General features: G+C 69.5%; 16 protein-coding genes. 8 read left to right on the top strand and 8 right to left on the bottom strand.

What is annotated here, in order from left to right; all coding sequences use genetic code 11:
* Positions 1–28 precede the first annotated feature (28 nt).
* A complete protein-coding gene (locus ACWD38_RS11555; protein WP_184483244.1) occupies positions 29–898 on the top strand; it encodes a DUF3027 domain-containing protein in 870 nt (289 codons plus the stop codon).
* Positions 895–3,873 carry a sacsin N-terminal ATP-binding-like domain-containing protein gene (locus tag ACWD38_RS11550; protein WP_184483241.1) on the top strand — a complete coding sequence of 993 codons (2,979 nt, stop codon included), beginning with the start codon at positions 895–897 and terminating at the stop codon, positions 3,871–3,873. The genes ACWD38_RS11555 and ACWD38_RS11550 overlap by 4 nt, the downstream gene beginning before the upstream one ends.
* Positions 3,874–3,936: 63 nt before the next feature.
* Here the strand turns inward: ACWD38_RS11550 and ACWD38_RS11545 are convergent, their stop codons facing one another.
* Both ACWD38_RS11545 and ACWD38_RS11540 read right to left on the bottom strand, forming a co-directional pair.
* Complete coding sequence (locus ACWD38_RS11545; protein ID WP_343071597.1) at positions 3,937–4,152, bottom strand: DUF397 domain-containing protein; 216 nt, start codon at positions 4,150–4,152, stop codon at positions 3,937–3,939.
* Between the two features lie 10 nt (positions 4,153–4,162).
* Positions 4,163–5,059, bottom strand: a complete 897-nt coding sequence (locus tag ACWD38_RS11540) for a helix-turn-helix domain-containing protein (RefSeq protein WP_184483237.1) — start codon at positions 5,057–5,059, stop codon at positions 4,163–4,165.
* Positions 5,060–5,185: 126 nt separating this feature from the next.
* On the opposite strand from ACWD38_RS11540, the gene ACWD38_RS11535 reads away from it, so the two are divergent.
* From ACWD38_RS11535 to ACWD38_RS11525, 3 genes are all read left to right on the top strand, one after another.
* Positions 5,186–5,410: a zinc finger protein gene (locus ACWD38_RS11535; protein WP_450124023.1), complete on the top strand. Its 225-nt coding sequence runs from the start codon at positions 5,186–5,188 to the stop codon at positions 5,408–5,410.
* A gap of 122 nt (positions 5,411–5,532) precedes the next feature.
* Entirely contained in the window at positions 5,533–5,751 is a 219-nt protein-coding gene (locus ACWD38_RS11530; RefSeq protein ID WP_184483233.1) for a hypothetical protein, read from the top strand.
* Between the two features lie 123 nt (positions 5,752–5,874).
* Entirely contained in the window at positions 5,875–6,990 is a 1,116-nt protein-coding gene (locus ACWD38_RS11525; RefSeq protein ID WP_184483231.1) for a hypothetical protein, read from the top strand.
* A gap of 69 nt (positions 6,991–7,059) precedes the next feature.
* Here ACWD38_RS11525 and ACWD38_RS11520 read toward each other — a convergent pair whose 3' ends face one another.
* From ACWD38_RS11520 to ACWD38_RS11500, 5 genes are all read right to left on the bottom strand, one after another.
* Positions 7,060–8,286: a PPE domain-containing protein gene (locus tag ACWD38_RS11520; protein ID WP_184483229.1), complete on the bottom strand. Its 1,227-nt coding sequence runs from the start codon at positions 8,284–8,286 to the stop codon at positions 7,060–7,062.
* Between the two features lie 62 nt (positions 8,287–8,348).
* Entirely contained in the window at positions 8,349–8,900 is a 552-nt protein-coding gene (locus tag ACWD38_RS11515; RefSeq protein ID WP_184483227.1) for a DUF3558 family protein, read from the bottom strand.
* Positions 8,901–8,928: 28 nt separating this feature from the next.
* Positions 8,929–9,282: a hypothetical protein gene (locus ACWD38_RS11510; RefSeq protein WP_184483225.1), complete on the bottom strand. Its 354-nt coding sequence runs from the start codon at positions 9,280–9,282 to the stop codon at positions 8,929–8,931.
* 150 nt (positions 9,283–9,432) lie between these two features.
* Positions 9,433–10,224 carry an ESX secretion-associated protein EspG gene (locus ACWD38_RS11505; RefSeq protein ID WP_184483223.1) on the bottom strand — a complete coding sequence of 264 codons (792 nt, stop codon included), beginning with the start codon at positions 10,222–10,224 and terminating at the stop codon, positions 9,433–9,435.
* Positions 10,225–10,308: 84 nt separating this feature from the next.
* Complete coding sequence (locus tag ACWD38_RS11500; protein WP_343071596.1) at positions 10,309–10,614, bottom strand: DUF2530 domain-containing protein; 306 nt, start codon at positions 10,612–10,614, stop codon at positions 10,309–10,311.
* A 173-nt stretch (positions 10,615–10,787) separates the two neighbouring features.
* On the opposite strand from ACWD38_RS11500, the gene ACWD38_RS11495 reads away from it, so the two are divergent.
* The 3 genes from ACWD38_RS11495 to ACWD38_RS11485 all read left to right on the top strand — a co-directional run bounded on the left by ACWD38_RS11495 (position 10,788) and on the right by ACWD38_RS11485 (position 14,409).
* Positions 10,788–12,266 carry an NCS2 family permease gene (locus ACWD38_RS11495; protein ID WP_450124022.1) on the top strand — a complete coding sequence of 493 codons (1,479 nt, stop codon included), beginning with the start codon at positions 10,788–10,790 and terminating at the stop codon, positions 12,264–12,266.
* A 393-nt stretch (positions 12,267–12,659) separates the two neighbouring features.
* Positions 12,660–13,046: a MarR family winged helix-turn-helix transcriptional regulator gene (locus ACWD38_RS11490; protein WP_184485810.1), complete on the top strand. Its 387-nt coding sequence runs from the start codon at positions 12,660–12,662 to the stop codon at positions 13,044–13,046.
* Positions 13,047–13,068: 22 nt separating this feature from the next.
* Positions 13,069–14,409 carry an MFS transporter gene (locus ACWD38_RS11485; RefSeq protein ID WP_343071595.1) on the top strand — a complete coding sequence of 447 codons (1,341 nt, stop codon included), beginning with the start codon at positions 13,069–13,071 and terminating at the stop codon, positions 14,407–14,409.
* Positions 14,410–14,631: 222 nt separating this feature from the next.
* On the opposite strand, the gene ACWD38_RS11480 is transcribed toward ACWD38_RS11485, so the two are convergent.
* Positions 14,632–14,774, bottom strand: a 143-nt coding sequence (locus ACWD38_RS11480) for a Fe-Mn family superoxide dismutase (protein ID WP_450124045.1), incomplete at its 5' end; no start/stop codon positions are given.

Raw genomic sequence — 14,774 nt, 5'->3', positions numbered from 1 at the left:
GTACGGCACAATCGAGCACGTGACGCCTATGCCTGCTCCGACCACCGACCCGGACGCTCCGCTCGGAGTTCCTGGGGAGCCGAGCGGCGAGTCCACGGGGACCCAGCCTGAACCGGCCCGGCTCGACCCGACGTTGGCCGCGGCCGTCGACACGGCGCGCGCCGCAGCGGAGAGCGAGGCCGGTCCCGCGACCGATCCGAGCGGTTCACCGATGTTGACGGTGGACTCCGACGACGCCCCCGTCGGGGCGCACGCCGGTGTGGAGCCGGAGGGTCCGGACGCGGCCACGCACTACTTCGAGTCGAACTACCCGGGTTACGTCGGCTGGCGCTGGGCGGTGACGGTCGCCATCGCCGGTCCGGGCGAGCCCGTCACGGTCAGCGAGGTGGTGCTGCTGCCCGGCCAGGACGCGCTGACGGCTCCCGCGTGGGTGCCGTGGAACGAGCGGGTGCGGCCGGGTGATCTGGGCGCGGGCGACCTGCTGCCGAGTTCCCCGGACGACACGCGGCTCGCCGAGGGCTTCCTGTCCGGTGCGGACGAGTCCGTCGAGGCGCTGGCGCACGAGGTCGGCTTGGGCCGCAAGCGGGTGCTGAGCTTCGAGGGCCGGTTGGCCGCGGCGGAGCGCTGGCACGACGGCGAGTTCGGTCCGGGCAGCGACATCGCGAAGCTGGCCCCCGGCGCGTGCGGCACGTGCGGTTTCTTCCTGCCGCTGGCGGGGTCGATGCAGGCCGCGTTCGGCGTGTGCGGCAACGAGGTCGCCCCGGCCGACGGCCGCGTGGTGCACGTGGAGTTCGGCTGCGGCGCGCACTCGGAGGCCGAGGTGGACACCTCGTCGACGGTGCCGATCGCCGAGGTCGTCTACGACGACACCACGCTGGACTTCGAGTCGCGCGGGTGACCGGTCACGACGTCTTCGGCACGGCCGAGCTCCGGCGGGCCGTGCTGCAGTCCTGGGAGTCCTCGCCGACGAGGTTCCGGGAGGACGCGAACGCCGAGGAGGACTTGCGCCTCGGCGGCTACCGCGACCGGCTGCTGGTGGAGCTCGCGCAGAACGCGGCGGACGCCGCCGGTGCGGACGGCGTGCTGCGGGTCGCGTTCACCGACGGCGAGCTGCGGCTCGCGAACACCGGTGCGCCGCTGACGGCGGAGGGCGTGGAGGCGTTGGCCTCGCTGCGCGCGTCGGCGAAGCGCGACGGCGCCACGGTCGGCCGGTTCGGCGTGGGTTTCGCCGCGGTGCTGGCGGTCACGGACCGCCCGCGCGTGGTGTCGACCTCGGGTGCCGTGGAGTTCTCGGCGGAGCGCACTCGCGCGGAGGCCGCGGAGCTGCCCGGCCCGGCGAAGGAGATCGAGTCCCGCGAGGGCGGCGTCCCGGTGCTGCGCTTGGCGTGGCCCACCGAGGAGACCCCGCCGGAGGGCTTCAGCACCGAGGTCCGGCTCCCCGTTCTGTCCGATGTGGACGGTGACGCGCTGCTGGCGGGTTTCGCCGAGCACGCCTCGGACCTGCTGCTGGCGCTGCCCGCGCTGCGCGAGATCCGGGTGGGCGCGCAGACGTGGCGCCGCGAGGACCAGGGCGCGTCGCGGTCGGTCGTGCACGGTCCGCACCGCAGCGATCGCTGGCTGCTGCACCGGGTTTCCGGCCGGTTGGGCGAGTTCGCCCTGGAGGGCATGGGGGCCGAGGCGCGCGGCGGCGCCGAGTGGTGGGCGTGCTGGGCGGTGCCGCTGGACCCCGATGACGTGCCGATCCCGCTGGCCGAGGACATCCTGCACGCCCCGACTCCCACCGAGGAGCGGTTGTCGCTGCCCGCGCGCCTGCTGGCGGGCCTGCCCGTGGAGGCGGACCGCCGCCGTGTCGCGAGTTCCCCCGCGGTGGACTCGGTGCTGACGTTCGCCGCCGAGAGCTACCCGGACCTGGTCGCGAAGGTCGCCGCGGAGCACCGCACCGCGCTGGTCCCGCTGCCCGGCTTCCCGCTGTCCGATGTGGACGGCAAGCTGCGGCAGGGCGTGCTGGACCGGCTGCGCGTGACGGAGTGGCTGCCCGGCGGTGCGGGCGGTTCCGTCGCCCCGCACGGCGCGGCGGTGCTCGACTACTACTCGCCGGAACTGGTGTCGTTGCTGGCCGACGTGGTGCCCGGCCTGCTGGCCGCGGACCTGTCGGACGCCCGGCAGCGGCGCGCGCTGAGCACGCTGGAGGTGCGGCGGCTCGGTTCGGCGGACCTGGTACAGGCGGTGTCCGGGCTGGAGCGCCCGGCGTCGTGGTGGCACCGGTTGTACGACGCGCTGGCGCCGATCCAGCGCACCGATCTGCGCGCCCGCGAGGAGTTCGCGGCGCTGCCGGTGCCGCTGGCCGACGGCCGCACCATCACCGGTGTCCGCGATGTGCTGCTCACCGACGGCGACGGCGATTCCGGCCCCGCCGCGGTGCTGTCCACACTGGACATCTCAGGGCTGCGCATCGCACATCCCGACGCGGCGCACCCGCTGCTGGAGCAGCTGGGCGCGCACCGCGCGGGCCCGGCGGAACTGCTCGACGCCCCGCCGTTGGCGGAGGCGGTCCGCGGCAGCGTCGCCGACGCCCAGGCCGGGGCGGACGTGCTGCCGCTGACCGAATCGGTGCTCGGCCTGGTGCGCGATTCCCACGCGCACGACTGGCTGAACGCACTGGCGCTGCCTGACCAGGACGGCGAGATGCGCCGCGCGGACGAGCTGCTGCTGCCCGACGCCGCGCTGCTGTCCGTGCTCGACCCGGACGAGATCGGCCCGGACGCGTCGCTCGGCGTGCTCGACGCGGCGTTCGCCGCCCGCTGGCCGCGCGGCCTGCTGCGGTCGATCGGGGTGCTCGACGGTTTCGCCCTGCACGTCGAGGACGACCCCATCGACCCCGACGACCGGTTCGCCGACAGCGAGCAGTGGTGGCGCGAGCAGGAGCTCGCGGCTGATGGAGCGTGGCCGCCCGCCCGGTTCACCTCGGTGCGCGATCTCGACCTGGTCGCCGACGAGGCGTGGCCGGAGGCGATCCGCCTGCTCAGCGCCTCCACCGACATAGCCCAGGCGCTCGACGACCCGCACGGCCACCCGGCGTGGTGGCTGTCGCGCTTCGCGCTGCTCGCCGGGCATCCGCCGCGTTCCTGGCGGCTCGCGGGCGCCGAGGAGATCGCCGGGATCTACGACCCGGTGCCCGACGTCGGCCTGAGCGAACCGCAGCTGCGGCTCGCGGGCGTGCGCGGCGCGCTGCGCATCGACGACCCCGACGACGCGGCGGACCTGGTCGCGAGGCTCGGAGATCCCGACCGCGCCGTCCGCGCCGGCACGGCCCTGCGCGCCCACCGGGAACTCGCGAACGCGGTCGCCGACGGCGTGATCGCCCCCGGGTTCACCGGCCCGCCCGAGTCGGTGCGGTCCATCTCCGGGGCCGTGGTCAGCGCCGAACGGGCCGTGGTGCTCGACGAACCGTGGATGCTCGGCGTGCTCGAAGCACCCCTGGTCGTCGCGGGCGGCGGCCCCGACCAGTTCGACGCCGAAGCGCTAGCGGAATTGCTCGACCTCCCGCTGGCCTCCGAGGAGAGCACCATGCGGGTGCTGGGGGAGGGCCGCGCCCAGAAGTGGGCCGAGGTCGGCCGCGTCCCCGGAGCCTGCGAGCTGCTGGGGATCGCCGTCCCGCGCGGCGAAGTCACCCTGCACGACGGACTCCGCGTGAGCACCCGCGCCGGTGAGCAGCGCGTGCACTGGTGGGTCGACGAGGCGGGCGCGGTGCACGCCGAACGCACCCCCGACGGCCTCGCCCGCGCCCTCGCCTGGGCGGCCGGAACCTGGGACACCCGCTTCGCGCTGGCCGCGCTGCTGGCGGATCCGGAAGCGGTCACGCTCCTGCGCTGACGAAGTGAACGGACCGTTCGCCCAACGGGATTGGACGAACGGTCCGTTCATGCAAGAAGCGCGTCAGCCTCGCAGTGACCGGGTGAACCGGTGCCACGCCTGGCGCTCGAACACCAACATCCCGCCGTCCCGATCTTTGGTGTCCCGCACGCCGACGACCTCGGGAGAACCGCCGACCTCGACGCAGTTCTGGGCTCCGTTGCTGAAGGTGGACTTCCGCCAGCCGACCTCCACACAGTTGCCCTGCGGGCCGCTGTAGGTGGATGCGCGGAACCCCACCTCGACGCAGTTACCTTGTCCTGCGCTTCTGCTCGACACTCGCCACTGACTGAACATCCCGACCAAGATCTCCTACCCGCTCGCGCAAGGCGCGCACCGAATCGCTCGGATCCATGGCGTGCGCTCGCAGGTGTTCGGTCACCACGCAGAACTTGCGAACCTGCACGGGTTCCTCAACCCATTGAGCGCCAGCCTGGGTTTCCAGGTACACCACGTCTGGATGCCACTCTTCCGGGTAACTGAGGAGAACGAAAGGGCCGAGCGCAGGGTGGCCTGCCGCCGCGAAGGGCATCACTTGCACGGTGATGTTCGGCTGTTCGGCGAGAGCAACGAGGTGAATGAGCTGCTCGTGCAAAACAGCCTGGCCGCCCACCGGTCGTCGCAGCGCCGCCTCGCTGATGATCGCCCACAAGGTGAGAGCGTCCGACCCACGCAGCCGCTGCTGTCGCTGCAGACGAAGTTCAACTTGCCGATCGATCTCCTCAACGTCGGCATCGAGCACGGTCGCTTTAGTGGTGGCACGGGCATAGTCCGCGGTTTGCAACAGGCCCGGGATGAACTCGGACTCGTAGGTCATCAGTGACGATGCCTCGGCTTCCATGCCTACATAGGTGTCGAACCACGTAGGCATGACATCGCCGTACGACTGCCACCAGCCCTGCTTCTTCGAGTCACGGGCGAGGGTGACCAAAAGATCTCGCTCCGTTTTCGTGACGTCGTAGAAGGCTGCAAGGGCATGTGCATCGGCCACGCTGACCTTCTGTTCGCGCGCCTCAATGCGGCTGACCTTCGATTGCTTCCAATCCAGCCCAGCCGCCGCTGCCGTCTGTGTGTACCCGGCTTGTTCGCGAAGTTGGTAGAGCCTTTTCGCCAGCACTCGGCCGCGCACAGTTGGGCTGATCATCATGCTCGCCAGTTTCGTCAGGTCCTGCGTGTCACTCCAGGGGGTCCACTCGAACGATACCTAGTCAATCGCATAGATGCGATGTGAGCATTTATGCGAGTCGATGTTGAGTTCTGGGAAGGAGCGAGCATGTTGGCGAACGGGGCGAAGGTGGGGCTGTGGCAGCCGGTGGGCGGTGGTCGGCACGCCTTCGACCTGGCCGCGCGCAGCTCCGAGCCGGGTGAGCTCGTGAAGGCGCTGTGCGGCGTCGTGGTGAGCACCGACGAACTGCAGCGCATCGCCGACGAGCTCGCGTGGATCCAGGAAGCGACCTTCATGGACTGCTGGCGCGTGCTCGCGAACCGTCCGCGCTGATCGCGGACCGATGACCCGGACCGGTCGTGGTGACCCCCGACCCCACACCGGTTCGTCGGGTGGCCGGGCGGGTCCACCTCCCCTCCCGCTCGGTCACCCTCCCAACCCGAGGAGAACCCCGAATGCCGGCAGAGAGCGAAGAGCCCGAAGGCTGCTGGGCCGCCTTCGGCTACCAGAACCACGTGATCCCGGTCGGCGCGGTGCAAGCCGTGGGCTTGTGCGGAGTCATGGCCGACCCGGCCGACGTCGGCCCCCGCGACGGCCGCCCGACCTGCTCGGTCTGCTCCGTCGAAGCCCGCAGTGGTGATCACCGCATCGTCCCGTTCCCGAGCAACGAGTGATTGTTAATAGCCGACGGCCGCGATGCGGACTTGCCCACGAAATCGGGCATTCGCCCTCGGCACGACCTCACCGCGTGCTGTGCTGATCGACGATCACGACCTCGGAGAATCGGACCCCACGAGATGACACCGCCCTACCCGCCGAACGGCCAGCAGCCGTGGAACGGTCAACAACCTTGGCAGGGACAACAGCCGCCGGTCGGACAGAGCGGGCCGCCCAGCCAATACTTCCCTGGTGGCTGGCAGCAGCCGGTACCGCAGTGGCAGCAGCCACCTCCGCGCAAGCGCCGCACAGGTCTGATCGTCTTCGGCGTCGTGATCGTGGTGTTGTGCCTCATCGGTGTGTCGATCGGCATCTACGCGCTGCGGTCGGGCGCGGCCGAAGCCGACGAAGGTCGGCCGGAATGGGACCCGTCCACACAGATCAACGCCTCCACCATCAACGAGATCGACCCGGACGCGCTCTTCTGGGAGATGTTCGAGCGGCAGTCCCAGGAACCTGTTGTCCGAACCGTAGAGGAGACCTACCAAGACAAAGCTGCTTACGTCGCAGGCGTGGTCGAGTACGGGGACGACACGATCGTCGACTATCGATCCAAGCAGTACATCAAGACTTCGCTCGACGCGGACGAAGGAACGATCCAAGCGCGATGCGTCGGTGACACCTCGTACAGCTGGGCCAGCTACCGGAACGGCTGGCATGATCCCGACAGCGGAGGGTGTCGGCTGCGGCGCCATGCCACCTACGCGGGCGACGGAATCATCCCTGGCGGACTCACGCCGCCGCAGAGCGACGCCATGATCACACACCTGACAACCAGGTACTCCGGCTTCTTCCAGGCGGGCAAACCGGAGCTGGTCGATATCGGCGGCAAGAGGTTCGTCCGGCTTCCGGTTCGTGCAGAACCAGTGAATACCGGAGGGTTGTACTGGGGCTTTCAGGTAGTGACCTGGTCGTTCCAGAAGACCGGGCTGACAGCGGAGGAACTTCCCTACATGCAAGGGAATGGGCCTGGCGAAGGGGCGAACATGGCCTACTACCTCGACCCCGAGACATTGCTGCCCGCTTATCACTTCCGCGAGCAGACCGAAGTTCTCGGTGAGGACGGCAAACCGAACGCGAAGCAGAACCCCCTGCCGGTGCAGCGCGTCGAGTTCGTGCGGCCCGCCGAGTTCCCCGCAGACCCGCTGTCCGACACGAGACCTCCCACCCTCACCTGGGACCGATCGGTGCGATGACCCGAGCGAAGGGGCCGCGCACCTTGATCGGTGCGCGGCCCCTCAACGCCGTCGAGCGTTCGCCCTAGCTCACTCCCCGAAGACCGGGGGAGCGGTGCGCGGCATGTCGTTGAGCCAGACGTCGTCCTGCTCCTCGAGCCAGCTCGGGTGCTCGTGCTCGTCGTCCTCGCCGCCCTGGCCACCGCGACCGGCACCCATGCCGCCGCCCATGCCCATGCCGCCACGACCACCGGCCCCGGCGCCCTTCGCGCCGGCACCACCGGCACCGGCCATGCCGCCACCCGGCGTGCCGATGCCCGAACGGCCACCCGCACCAGGCTGGTTCGCGGCACCGGCCCCGGCACCAGCACGACCGCCAGCGCCCATGCCGCCCGCACCGGCGCTACCACCCGCGCCCGCACCGGCTCCACCGGCGCCCATGCCGCCCGGCATCATCCCGAGCCCGGCACCACCGGCCCCGGCACCCGCACCGGCGCCACCACCGGCACTGGGGAGCGACGCCGGAGCCGGCATCGTCGAGGGGCTGGTCCCAGGAGCCCACGACGAACCGCTGCCAGAAGGCGTGTCCGGGAAGCTCGAACCACCAGGCCCGAACCCTGAACCACCACCGACGCCACCGATCCCACCGCCGCTACCGCCAGCACCAGGACTACCGCCTGATCCGACGCCCATCGGCGAGTTGATCGCCCCACTGCGATCGAAGGAGCTCTGCCCCTGGTCGCCGCTCTGCCCCGGCGGCGGGTCGAACCGCGGCGGGTTCTGGATCTCGGGACGGATCGTGTTGTCGTAGGTCGAGTACGTCTGCTTCGCGGCCTCGGCCGCCTCGGTGGCCTCGCGTTCCTGCTGCTGCAGGTCCGTTTCACCGCCGACGAGCCAGGCGCCGCCCTTTTCAATGAGGCTGTCCGTCGCGTCGACCTTCTTCGGTTCCGGCATCGAGTTCCGGACCGTGAGGAACCCGTCGACCTGCCGCTCGATCGAACCACCGGCGGATTGCGACGTCGATTGAGCGTTCGTGAGGAAGCTCGTCATTGGTTTGGTCGAGTTCCCGAACTGCTCAGCGGCTTGGCCCTGCCAAGCGACGTTCGCGTCTCGGTTCGCCGTTTCGAGTAGTTCCAGTGCGGCTCCGAAGCGCTCGCTGATCGCCCCCTTCAGGTCGTCGGCGGCACGGGTCATCTCTTCGGGCCCGGCGCCCTCGGTGATCTGCTTGTACTTCTCCGGGTGGTTGAACCCCACCTTTTGCATGATCTCGTCGATGTTGCCGGAATCGGACGGCGCTACCAGCGCAACGCCGACCATGATCGGTATCGCAGGGGGGACCATGTTGCATCATCCTGTTCGGCCTTGCGCCTGACCTCGGATCAGGCGGCTGGAATGTTCTGGACCACTTCGGCGGCGATCTTCTTCGCGTATCCGCACCCGTCGTTCATTTCGGGGGCGCCGCCTGAGTTCATTGCGTAATAGACATCGACAGACTGGGTGTCGGAGACTCCGACGATCACTGAGCACAGCGAATCGGAGAAGTTCACCAGCGCTGCCGGATACCCGGCGACCTCAGTGGGTTCGAAATTGTCGAAGTTGTCCTTGCGTTCGTGCGTGGCCGTCATGCCACCTTGATTTGAGTTGATCTCGATGCGTGCTGTGAGCATGTCGCCTTCCATGCTGCACGCAGGCTCCTTGTACAAGCTGTCAGCCTGCTCTGGAGCCCCATCGACTTGAAGGGCGGTGCGTTGCTCCGGAGTGAGCAACTGGCAGGCGTCCGCAACGCCCTTGAGGTTCTTCGGATTCTCGACTGCCAGTGCAGGATCGATGTTTTCCGTGCTAGGCGCGGCCTGCGGAGGCTGCTGCTCCCCTTCGCCGCCGACTGCGCACGAGGAGATCGCGGTGAGCATGAGGAGGGATGCGGTGAGCACGCTGGTACGTCGTAGCACAGAAAATTCCTTACGCCTGAGTCGGAGTGGCTGCGTCGTCGGCGGACTGGTAGTCCTTTTGGGCCGCTTTCAGCTGATTGATCTGGTCTTGAATGTGCTTGCGGGCAGCGGTGACAACTTGCGTGATACCGCCCTCGGAATTCCCCATGAGCTTCTTGATGGACTCGGCGGCGCCCTTGCTCACCTCGTCATCACCAGGAGGCTTGAGGACGCCTGAGTTCCTGACTTTGTTGAGGATCTCGTCGAGCTCGCCGCGAGCATCCTCGTACTTCGCGATCATCCCCGGAATGGCGTCCGTGTCGACGGAGAACGACGCCCCGGAGCTGACGCCCCCGTTGTTCACCGTCGTGTTGATGGTGGCCATGTTGTCTTACCCCCTAGTGTCACGTTGATCCGTGATCAGGCCTCAGCTTGCCAGATCACGCCTGTGCAGTGCACCGATACGACGTCACAACGCCGCATCTCGTTCCCCGCGCGCGGGCGCGATCACGCGTTCGGCCCAGCGCTCGGGAGGTCACCACGTGGAGCGGCGTTGCGCGGCGGTGGTGAGGTCGCCGAGGACGCGGCGGAAGGTGCCGATGTCGGCTCCGGCGACCATGCGCTGGTTGCCGGAGTTGTAGATGGACACCCGGCCGCCTTCGACGTCGACGACCTGCACGGTGTGGTCGCCGCGGAACTCCTTGCGCTGCGCGTTCCACACGGTGACGCCGATCTGGCCCGCGCCGAGCTTCGTGCCGTCGAGCAGTTCGGTGGCCTTGCGGAAGCCCGTCACGTCGATGCCGCGGGTGCGCAGGCCCTGCTCGATGGCGCGCGGGTCGGTCTGGCCCTTCTTCTGCACGTCGGCCATGACGGCGCGCATCTCGGTGAGGTCCACGTTGACGGGCTTCATCTTCAGCGGCGGGTGCTCGGGCAGCACCGAGGCCAGCGCGGGCACGGTGTCCTCCGCGCGGACGCGTTCGAGGACGTAGCGGTCGCCGTGCATGACGGTGCGGACCGCGACCTGGCCGGACTGCGACATCGCCGCGCGCAGCTCGGTGCCCTTCTTCGCGGAGAACCGCAGGTCGTATTCGACGGCGGTGGTCGGGTAGATCCCGATGAGGTCCCACACCTCGTCGCTGACCTGGTTCGCGCGGTTCACCAGCCCCCGCTGGCGGCACCGCGCGTCGGCCGCGTCGAGCTCGGCGTTGATGTCCTGCACCGGCGTGCCGTAGTGGCTGAACTGGACGACCGGCGGTAAGCGCTTCAGGCCCGCCCAGCCGGCGAGGACGGCGAACTCAAGGCGATCGACATCGAGTTTGAACGCCACTTCTTGCTCCCCCAGTCGTAGGTACTTCGCGAGCAGCAGACTAGCGAATGGACCACTTCCGGAGAGCACCTTTCCGGTATCGCACTATCCGTCCAGACCGGACAAACCCTTCCACGCCCCGCGGGAGCCGCGGCGCGACGCGTTGCGCTGCCAGCGGAACACTCCGTACCCGGTCAAGCCCAGGACGAACCCGGCTACGCAGGTCCAGAACTCGAAGCCGCCGGGGGCGGTGACGGCGAACAGCACGAGGCCCGCGAGCCAGATCCCCGTCCCGGCCAGCACGACCGGCGTGGGCTGGGCCAGCCTGCGTGGCAGCGCGGGCACGGTGCGTGGCGCCTCGGCGGTCGTCGTCGCTGGTGAGGCGGGGGTGCGTGCGCTGTCTTCGGTCACGTCGGGCAGGCTACCCCGGTAGTCGTCAGCAGGGTGAGGTAGTGATGGCGGACAGGAATCCGGACGATTCGCCCACCGGGCCGGACAGCGGCTCCGAGCAGTCGCGGGAACGTTCCGGTAAACCCGACGCGCAGCCGGTTGCGGGATCGGATCGCGGTCCCGAAGATCCACGCATGGCGAGTGGGAACGAATCGGGAGCTCGGGGCGGAACCGGGGTGCTGGACCGTTACTTCAAGATCACCGAGCGTGGTTCGACGCTGAGCCGGGAACTGCGCGGCGGGCTCGTCACCTTCGTCACCGTCGCCTACATCATCGTGCTCAACCCGCTGATCCTCGGCAGCTACTCCGCGGACTCGCCGACGGCGAAGCGCGACGTGCTCGGCGACATCCTCACGGTGCCGCAGGTCGCGGCGAGCACCGCGCTCGTCGCGGGCGTCATGACGCTGCTGTTCGGGCTCGTCGCGAACTACCCGTTCGCCATCGCCGCGGGCCTGGGCATCAACACGCTGCTCGCCGTCACCATCGCCCAGCAGGTGAGCTGGCCGGAGGCGATGGGCCTGGTCGTCGTCGACGGCATCATCATCCTGATCCTCGTCGCCACCGGGTTCCGCACCGCCGTGTTCAACGCCGTGCCGCCCGAGCTGAAAGCGGCCATCGCGGTCGGCATCGGCCTGTTCATCAGCTTCGTCGGCCTGGTCGACGCCGGGTTCGTGCGCCGGTTGCCGGACGCCGCGAACACCACCGTGCCCGTGGGGCTGGGCATCGACGGTTCCATCGCGTCCTGGCCCACCGCCGTGTTCGCGTTCGGCCTGGTGCTCACCTCGATCCTGGTGGCGCGCAAGGTCCGCGGCGGCATCCTGATCGCCATCGTGATCAACACTCTGGTGGCGATCGCCGTGGAGGCCCTGGTGCACGCGGGTCCCTCGGAGGGCACCGATCCGCAGGGCTGGAACCTCGGCTACCCGGCACCGCCGGAGCAGATCTTCGGCTTCCCCGACCTGTCGCTCGTCGGCGACATCTCCTTCGGCGCGTGGACGCGGCTGCCCGCGCTGGCCGCGGCGATGCTGGTGTTCACGCTGGTGCTGGCGAACTTCTTCGACGCCATGGGCACCATGACCGGCCTCGGCAAGGAAGCCGGGCTCGCCGACCGCAAGGGCAACCTGCCCGGCATCGGCAAGGCGCTGGCCGTCGAGGGCGTCGGCGCCGTCGCGGGCGGTGCGGGTTCGGCGAGCTCCAACACGGTGTTCGTGGAATCGGCCTCCGGCATCGCCGAAGGCGCCCGCACCGGGCTGGCGAACGTGGTCACCGGGCTGCTGTTCCTGGCCGCCATGTTCCTCACCCCGCTCTACAGCGTGATCCCCGTCGAAGCCGCCGCGCCCGCGCTGGTCGTGGTGGGCGCGATGATGCTGGCCCAGATCCGCGACATCGACCTGTCCGACTTCACCATCGCGCTGCCCGCGTTCCTGACGATCGTGGTCATGCCGTTCACGTACTCCATCGCCAACGGCATCGGCGTCGGCTTCATCAGCTACGTGCTGATCCAGTCGGCCACCGGCAAGGTGCGGACCGTGCACCCGCTGATGTGGGTCGTCTCGGCCGCGTTCGTGCTGTACTTCGCCGCCGACCCGGTCTCCGCGCTGTTCGCGGGCTGAAAGCCGTTGTTGAGCTTGCTTCGCGGAGGTGTCCGGGTAGCGGAACCTCAGCGGCCTTCTCGCTGCGGGACCGTTTTGAAGTAGCCGCCTACTGGGCAAACGGGCTGTCCTCGCGAGAAGGCCGCTGAGAACCCGCCGGTGGTCCTGCTGCGAGCGCGGCCACCGCTCAGCGGCTCCGCCGCTGACAAGATCGACCGGGGCGGAAGTCGTCAACGGCTGACGATCGGGTACGAATTCGCCACCTCGGGTGATCGTCGGACGTCGAGTCCCCTAAGCTCCGCGCATCGCGCCCGACCATGGGTCGATCGTCCGATTTGTCGTCAAATAGTTTGGTAGACTAACGACGTGTCCGAGATCGCTGAACGTGAGCGCACGCTGGCCACTCGGCTGCGGATGGCCTCCGTCCGACTCAACCGCAGGTTGCGGGCGCAGAGCACCGACTCCGTCGTCACGCTCTCCCAGTTGTCCGCGCTGTCCTGCCTGCACAAGGCCGGAGCCATGACGCCGGGCGTGCTCGCCGCGAAGGAAGGCGTGCAGCCGCCCTCGATGACCAGGGTCATCGCCGCCCTCGAAAACCTCGGCCTGGTGGTGCGCACCCCGCATCCCACCGACGGGCGGCAGGCCGTCGTCGACCTCACCGACGCGGGCCGCGCCCGCATCGATGAGGAGATCTCCGCTCGGGAGCGCTGGCTCGACATCCAGCTCGCCGAGCTGACCAAGGAAGAGCGCGCGACGCTGAGTCGCGCCGCCGAGATCATGGAACGGATCTCGGAGCGCTAGAGGGGAGCTGAGCACGTCGGCGGTGTCAGGTGAATCGCTGCACCCGTCAGGGCACGGCCCGGACGGTGCGAACCGCACATCCACCACCGGCGAGCTCGCCGCTCCGCCAGGCCGGGAGGGCTCCGGCGGCGGCATGTTCGGCTCGCTGCGGGTGCGCAACTACCGCTACTACGCCTCCGGTCAGGTCGTCTCGCTCACCGGCACGTGGATGCAGCGGGCCGCGCAGGACTGGCTGGTGCTGGAACTCTCCGGCGGCAGCGCCGGCGCGCTCGGCGTGGCGGTCGCGCTGCAATTCCTGCCGACGCTGCTGCTGACGCTGTGGGCGGGCACCGCGGCCGACCGGTTCGACAAGCGGCGCCTGCTGATCGCGACGCAGATCGCGCTGGGCGCGTGCGGACTGCTGCTCGGCCTGCTCGACGTGTCCGGGGTCGTGCGGCTCTGGCACGTGTACGCGCTGTGCGCCGTGCTCGGCGCGTTCGCGGCGATCGACGCCCCGGTCCGCCAGTCGTTCGTGGTGGAGATGGTGGGGCCGTCGCAGCTCACCAATGCCGTCGCGCTGAACTCGATGACCTTCAACCTGGCGCGCATCGTGGGCCCCGCCATCGCGGGCGTGCTCATCACCGCCGTCGGCACCGGCTGGGTGTTCCTCGCCAACGGCATCAGCTCCGCCGCCGTGGTGGGCGGGCTGCTGCTGATGAACGCGGCGCAGCTGCACCGCCCGGACCGGGTGCCGAAGGAGCGCGGCCAGGTGCTCGCCGGGCTGCGCTACGTGCGGCGGCGGCCCGACCTGGTCGCGGTGATGGTGCTGGTGTTCTGCGTGGGCACCTTCGGCATGAACTTCGAGAGCACCTTCGCGGTCATCGCCCGCAACGTGTTCGGCCGCGACGCCGACGGCTACGGACTGCTGATCACGATGCTCGCGGTCGGCACGCTGTCCGGCGCCACCCTCGCCGCGCGCCGCAGCGGCAAGGAGGGCTCGCGGCTGCGGCTGATGGTGTTCGGCGCCGCCGCGTTCGGGCTGCTGGAGGCGGTGGGCGCGCTGATGCCGGGCTACTGGTCGTTCGCGGTGATGCTGATCCCGGTCGGGGTGGCGGTGATGACCTTCACGACCAGCGCGAACTCGACCGTGCAGCTGAGCGTCGACCCGTCGATGCGCGGGCGCGTGATGGGCCTCTACATGCTGCTGTTCCTCGGCGGGAAACCGCTGGGCGGGCTGGCCTCGGGCTGGCTCGCGGAGGTGCTGGGGCCGCGGTCGCCGGTGCTGCTCGGCGGGCTCGCCTCGTTGCTGGCCGCGGTGGGCTGCGGACTGCTGCTGTGGCGGGGGCGGAGATCGGGGGTTGCAGAGCCTGGGAGGTTAGGCTAACCTAATACATGTCCGCTTCGTGGTGGGAGCGGCAGTCAGTTCGGGAACAGAGCGAACCCCGCTTCCTCCGGGAGGCGGGGTTCGTTCGCGTTCGGACCCGCGTCGCCGGAGCACTACGCGCGGTGCTCCGGCACCACCCCGGACAGCACTTCGGGGCCTTCCCGAGAGGAAGGCCCCGAAGTGTCGAGCGTCCGCGGTGCGCCGGTGCCCGGCGCGGCGGGATCAAGCGGTGGGCAGGCGCAGGCCGTTGTAGCCGGCACGCGCGTCGGCGAAGCGCTTGCCGACCTCGTCCCAGTTCACGACGTTCCACAGCTGCTTGACGTAGTCCGCCTTGACGTTCTTGTACTGCAGGTAGTACGCGTGCT

It is taken from the genome of Saccharopolyspora sp. NPDC002578, assembly GCF_053592695.1.
The sequence above is the reverse complement of the archived record's forward strand: the minus strand, read 5'-3'. Positions and strand labels throughout refer to the sequence as shown.

Excerpts from the sequence above, each read along its gene's own strand:
- ACWD38_RS11510 (WP_184483225.1), bottom strand. The coding sequence starts at position 9,282 with ATGGCCACCATCAACACGACGGTGAACAACGGGGGCGTCAGCTCCGGG.
- ACWD38_RS11525 (WP_184483231.1), top strand. The coding sequence starts at position 5,875 with ATGACACCGCCCTACCCGCCGAACGGCCAGCAGCCGTGGAACGGTCAA.
- ACWD38_RS11495 (WP_450124022.1), top strand. The coding sequence starts at position 10,788 with ATGGCGAGTGGGAACGAATCGGGAGCTCGGGGCGGAACCGGGGTGCTG.
- ACWD38_RS11540 (WP_184483237.1), bottom strand. The coding sequence starts at position 5,059 with ATGATGATCAGCCCAACTGTGCGCGGCCGAGTGCTGGCGAAAAGGCTC.
- ACWD38_RS11490 (WP_184485810.1), top strand. The coding sequence starts at position 12,660 with ATGGCCTCCGTCCGACTCAACCGCAGGTTGCGGGCGCAGAGCACCGAC.
- ACWD38_RS11530 (WP_184483233.1), top strand. The coding sequence starts at position 5,533 with ATGCCGGCAGAGAGCGAAGAGCCCGAAGGCTGCTGGGCCGCCTTCGGC.
- ACWD38_RS11555 (WP_184483244.1), top strand. The coding sequence starts at position 29 with ATGCCTGCTCCGACCACCGACCCGGACGCTCCGCTCGGAGTTCCTGGG.
- ACWD38_RS11520 (WP_184483229.1), bottom strand. The coding sequence starts at position 8,286 with ATGGTCGGCGTTGCGCTGGTAGCGCCGTCCGATTCCGGCAACATCGAC.
- ACWD38_RS11535 (WP_450124023.1), top strand. The coding sequence starts at position 5,186 with ATGTTGGCGAACGGGGCGAAGGTGGGGCTGTGGCAGCCGGTGGGCGGT.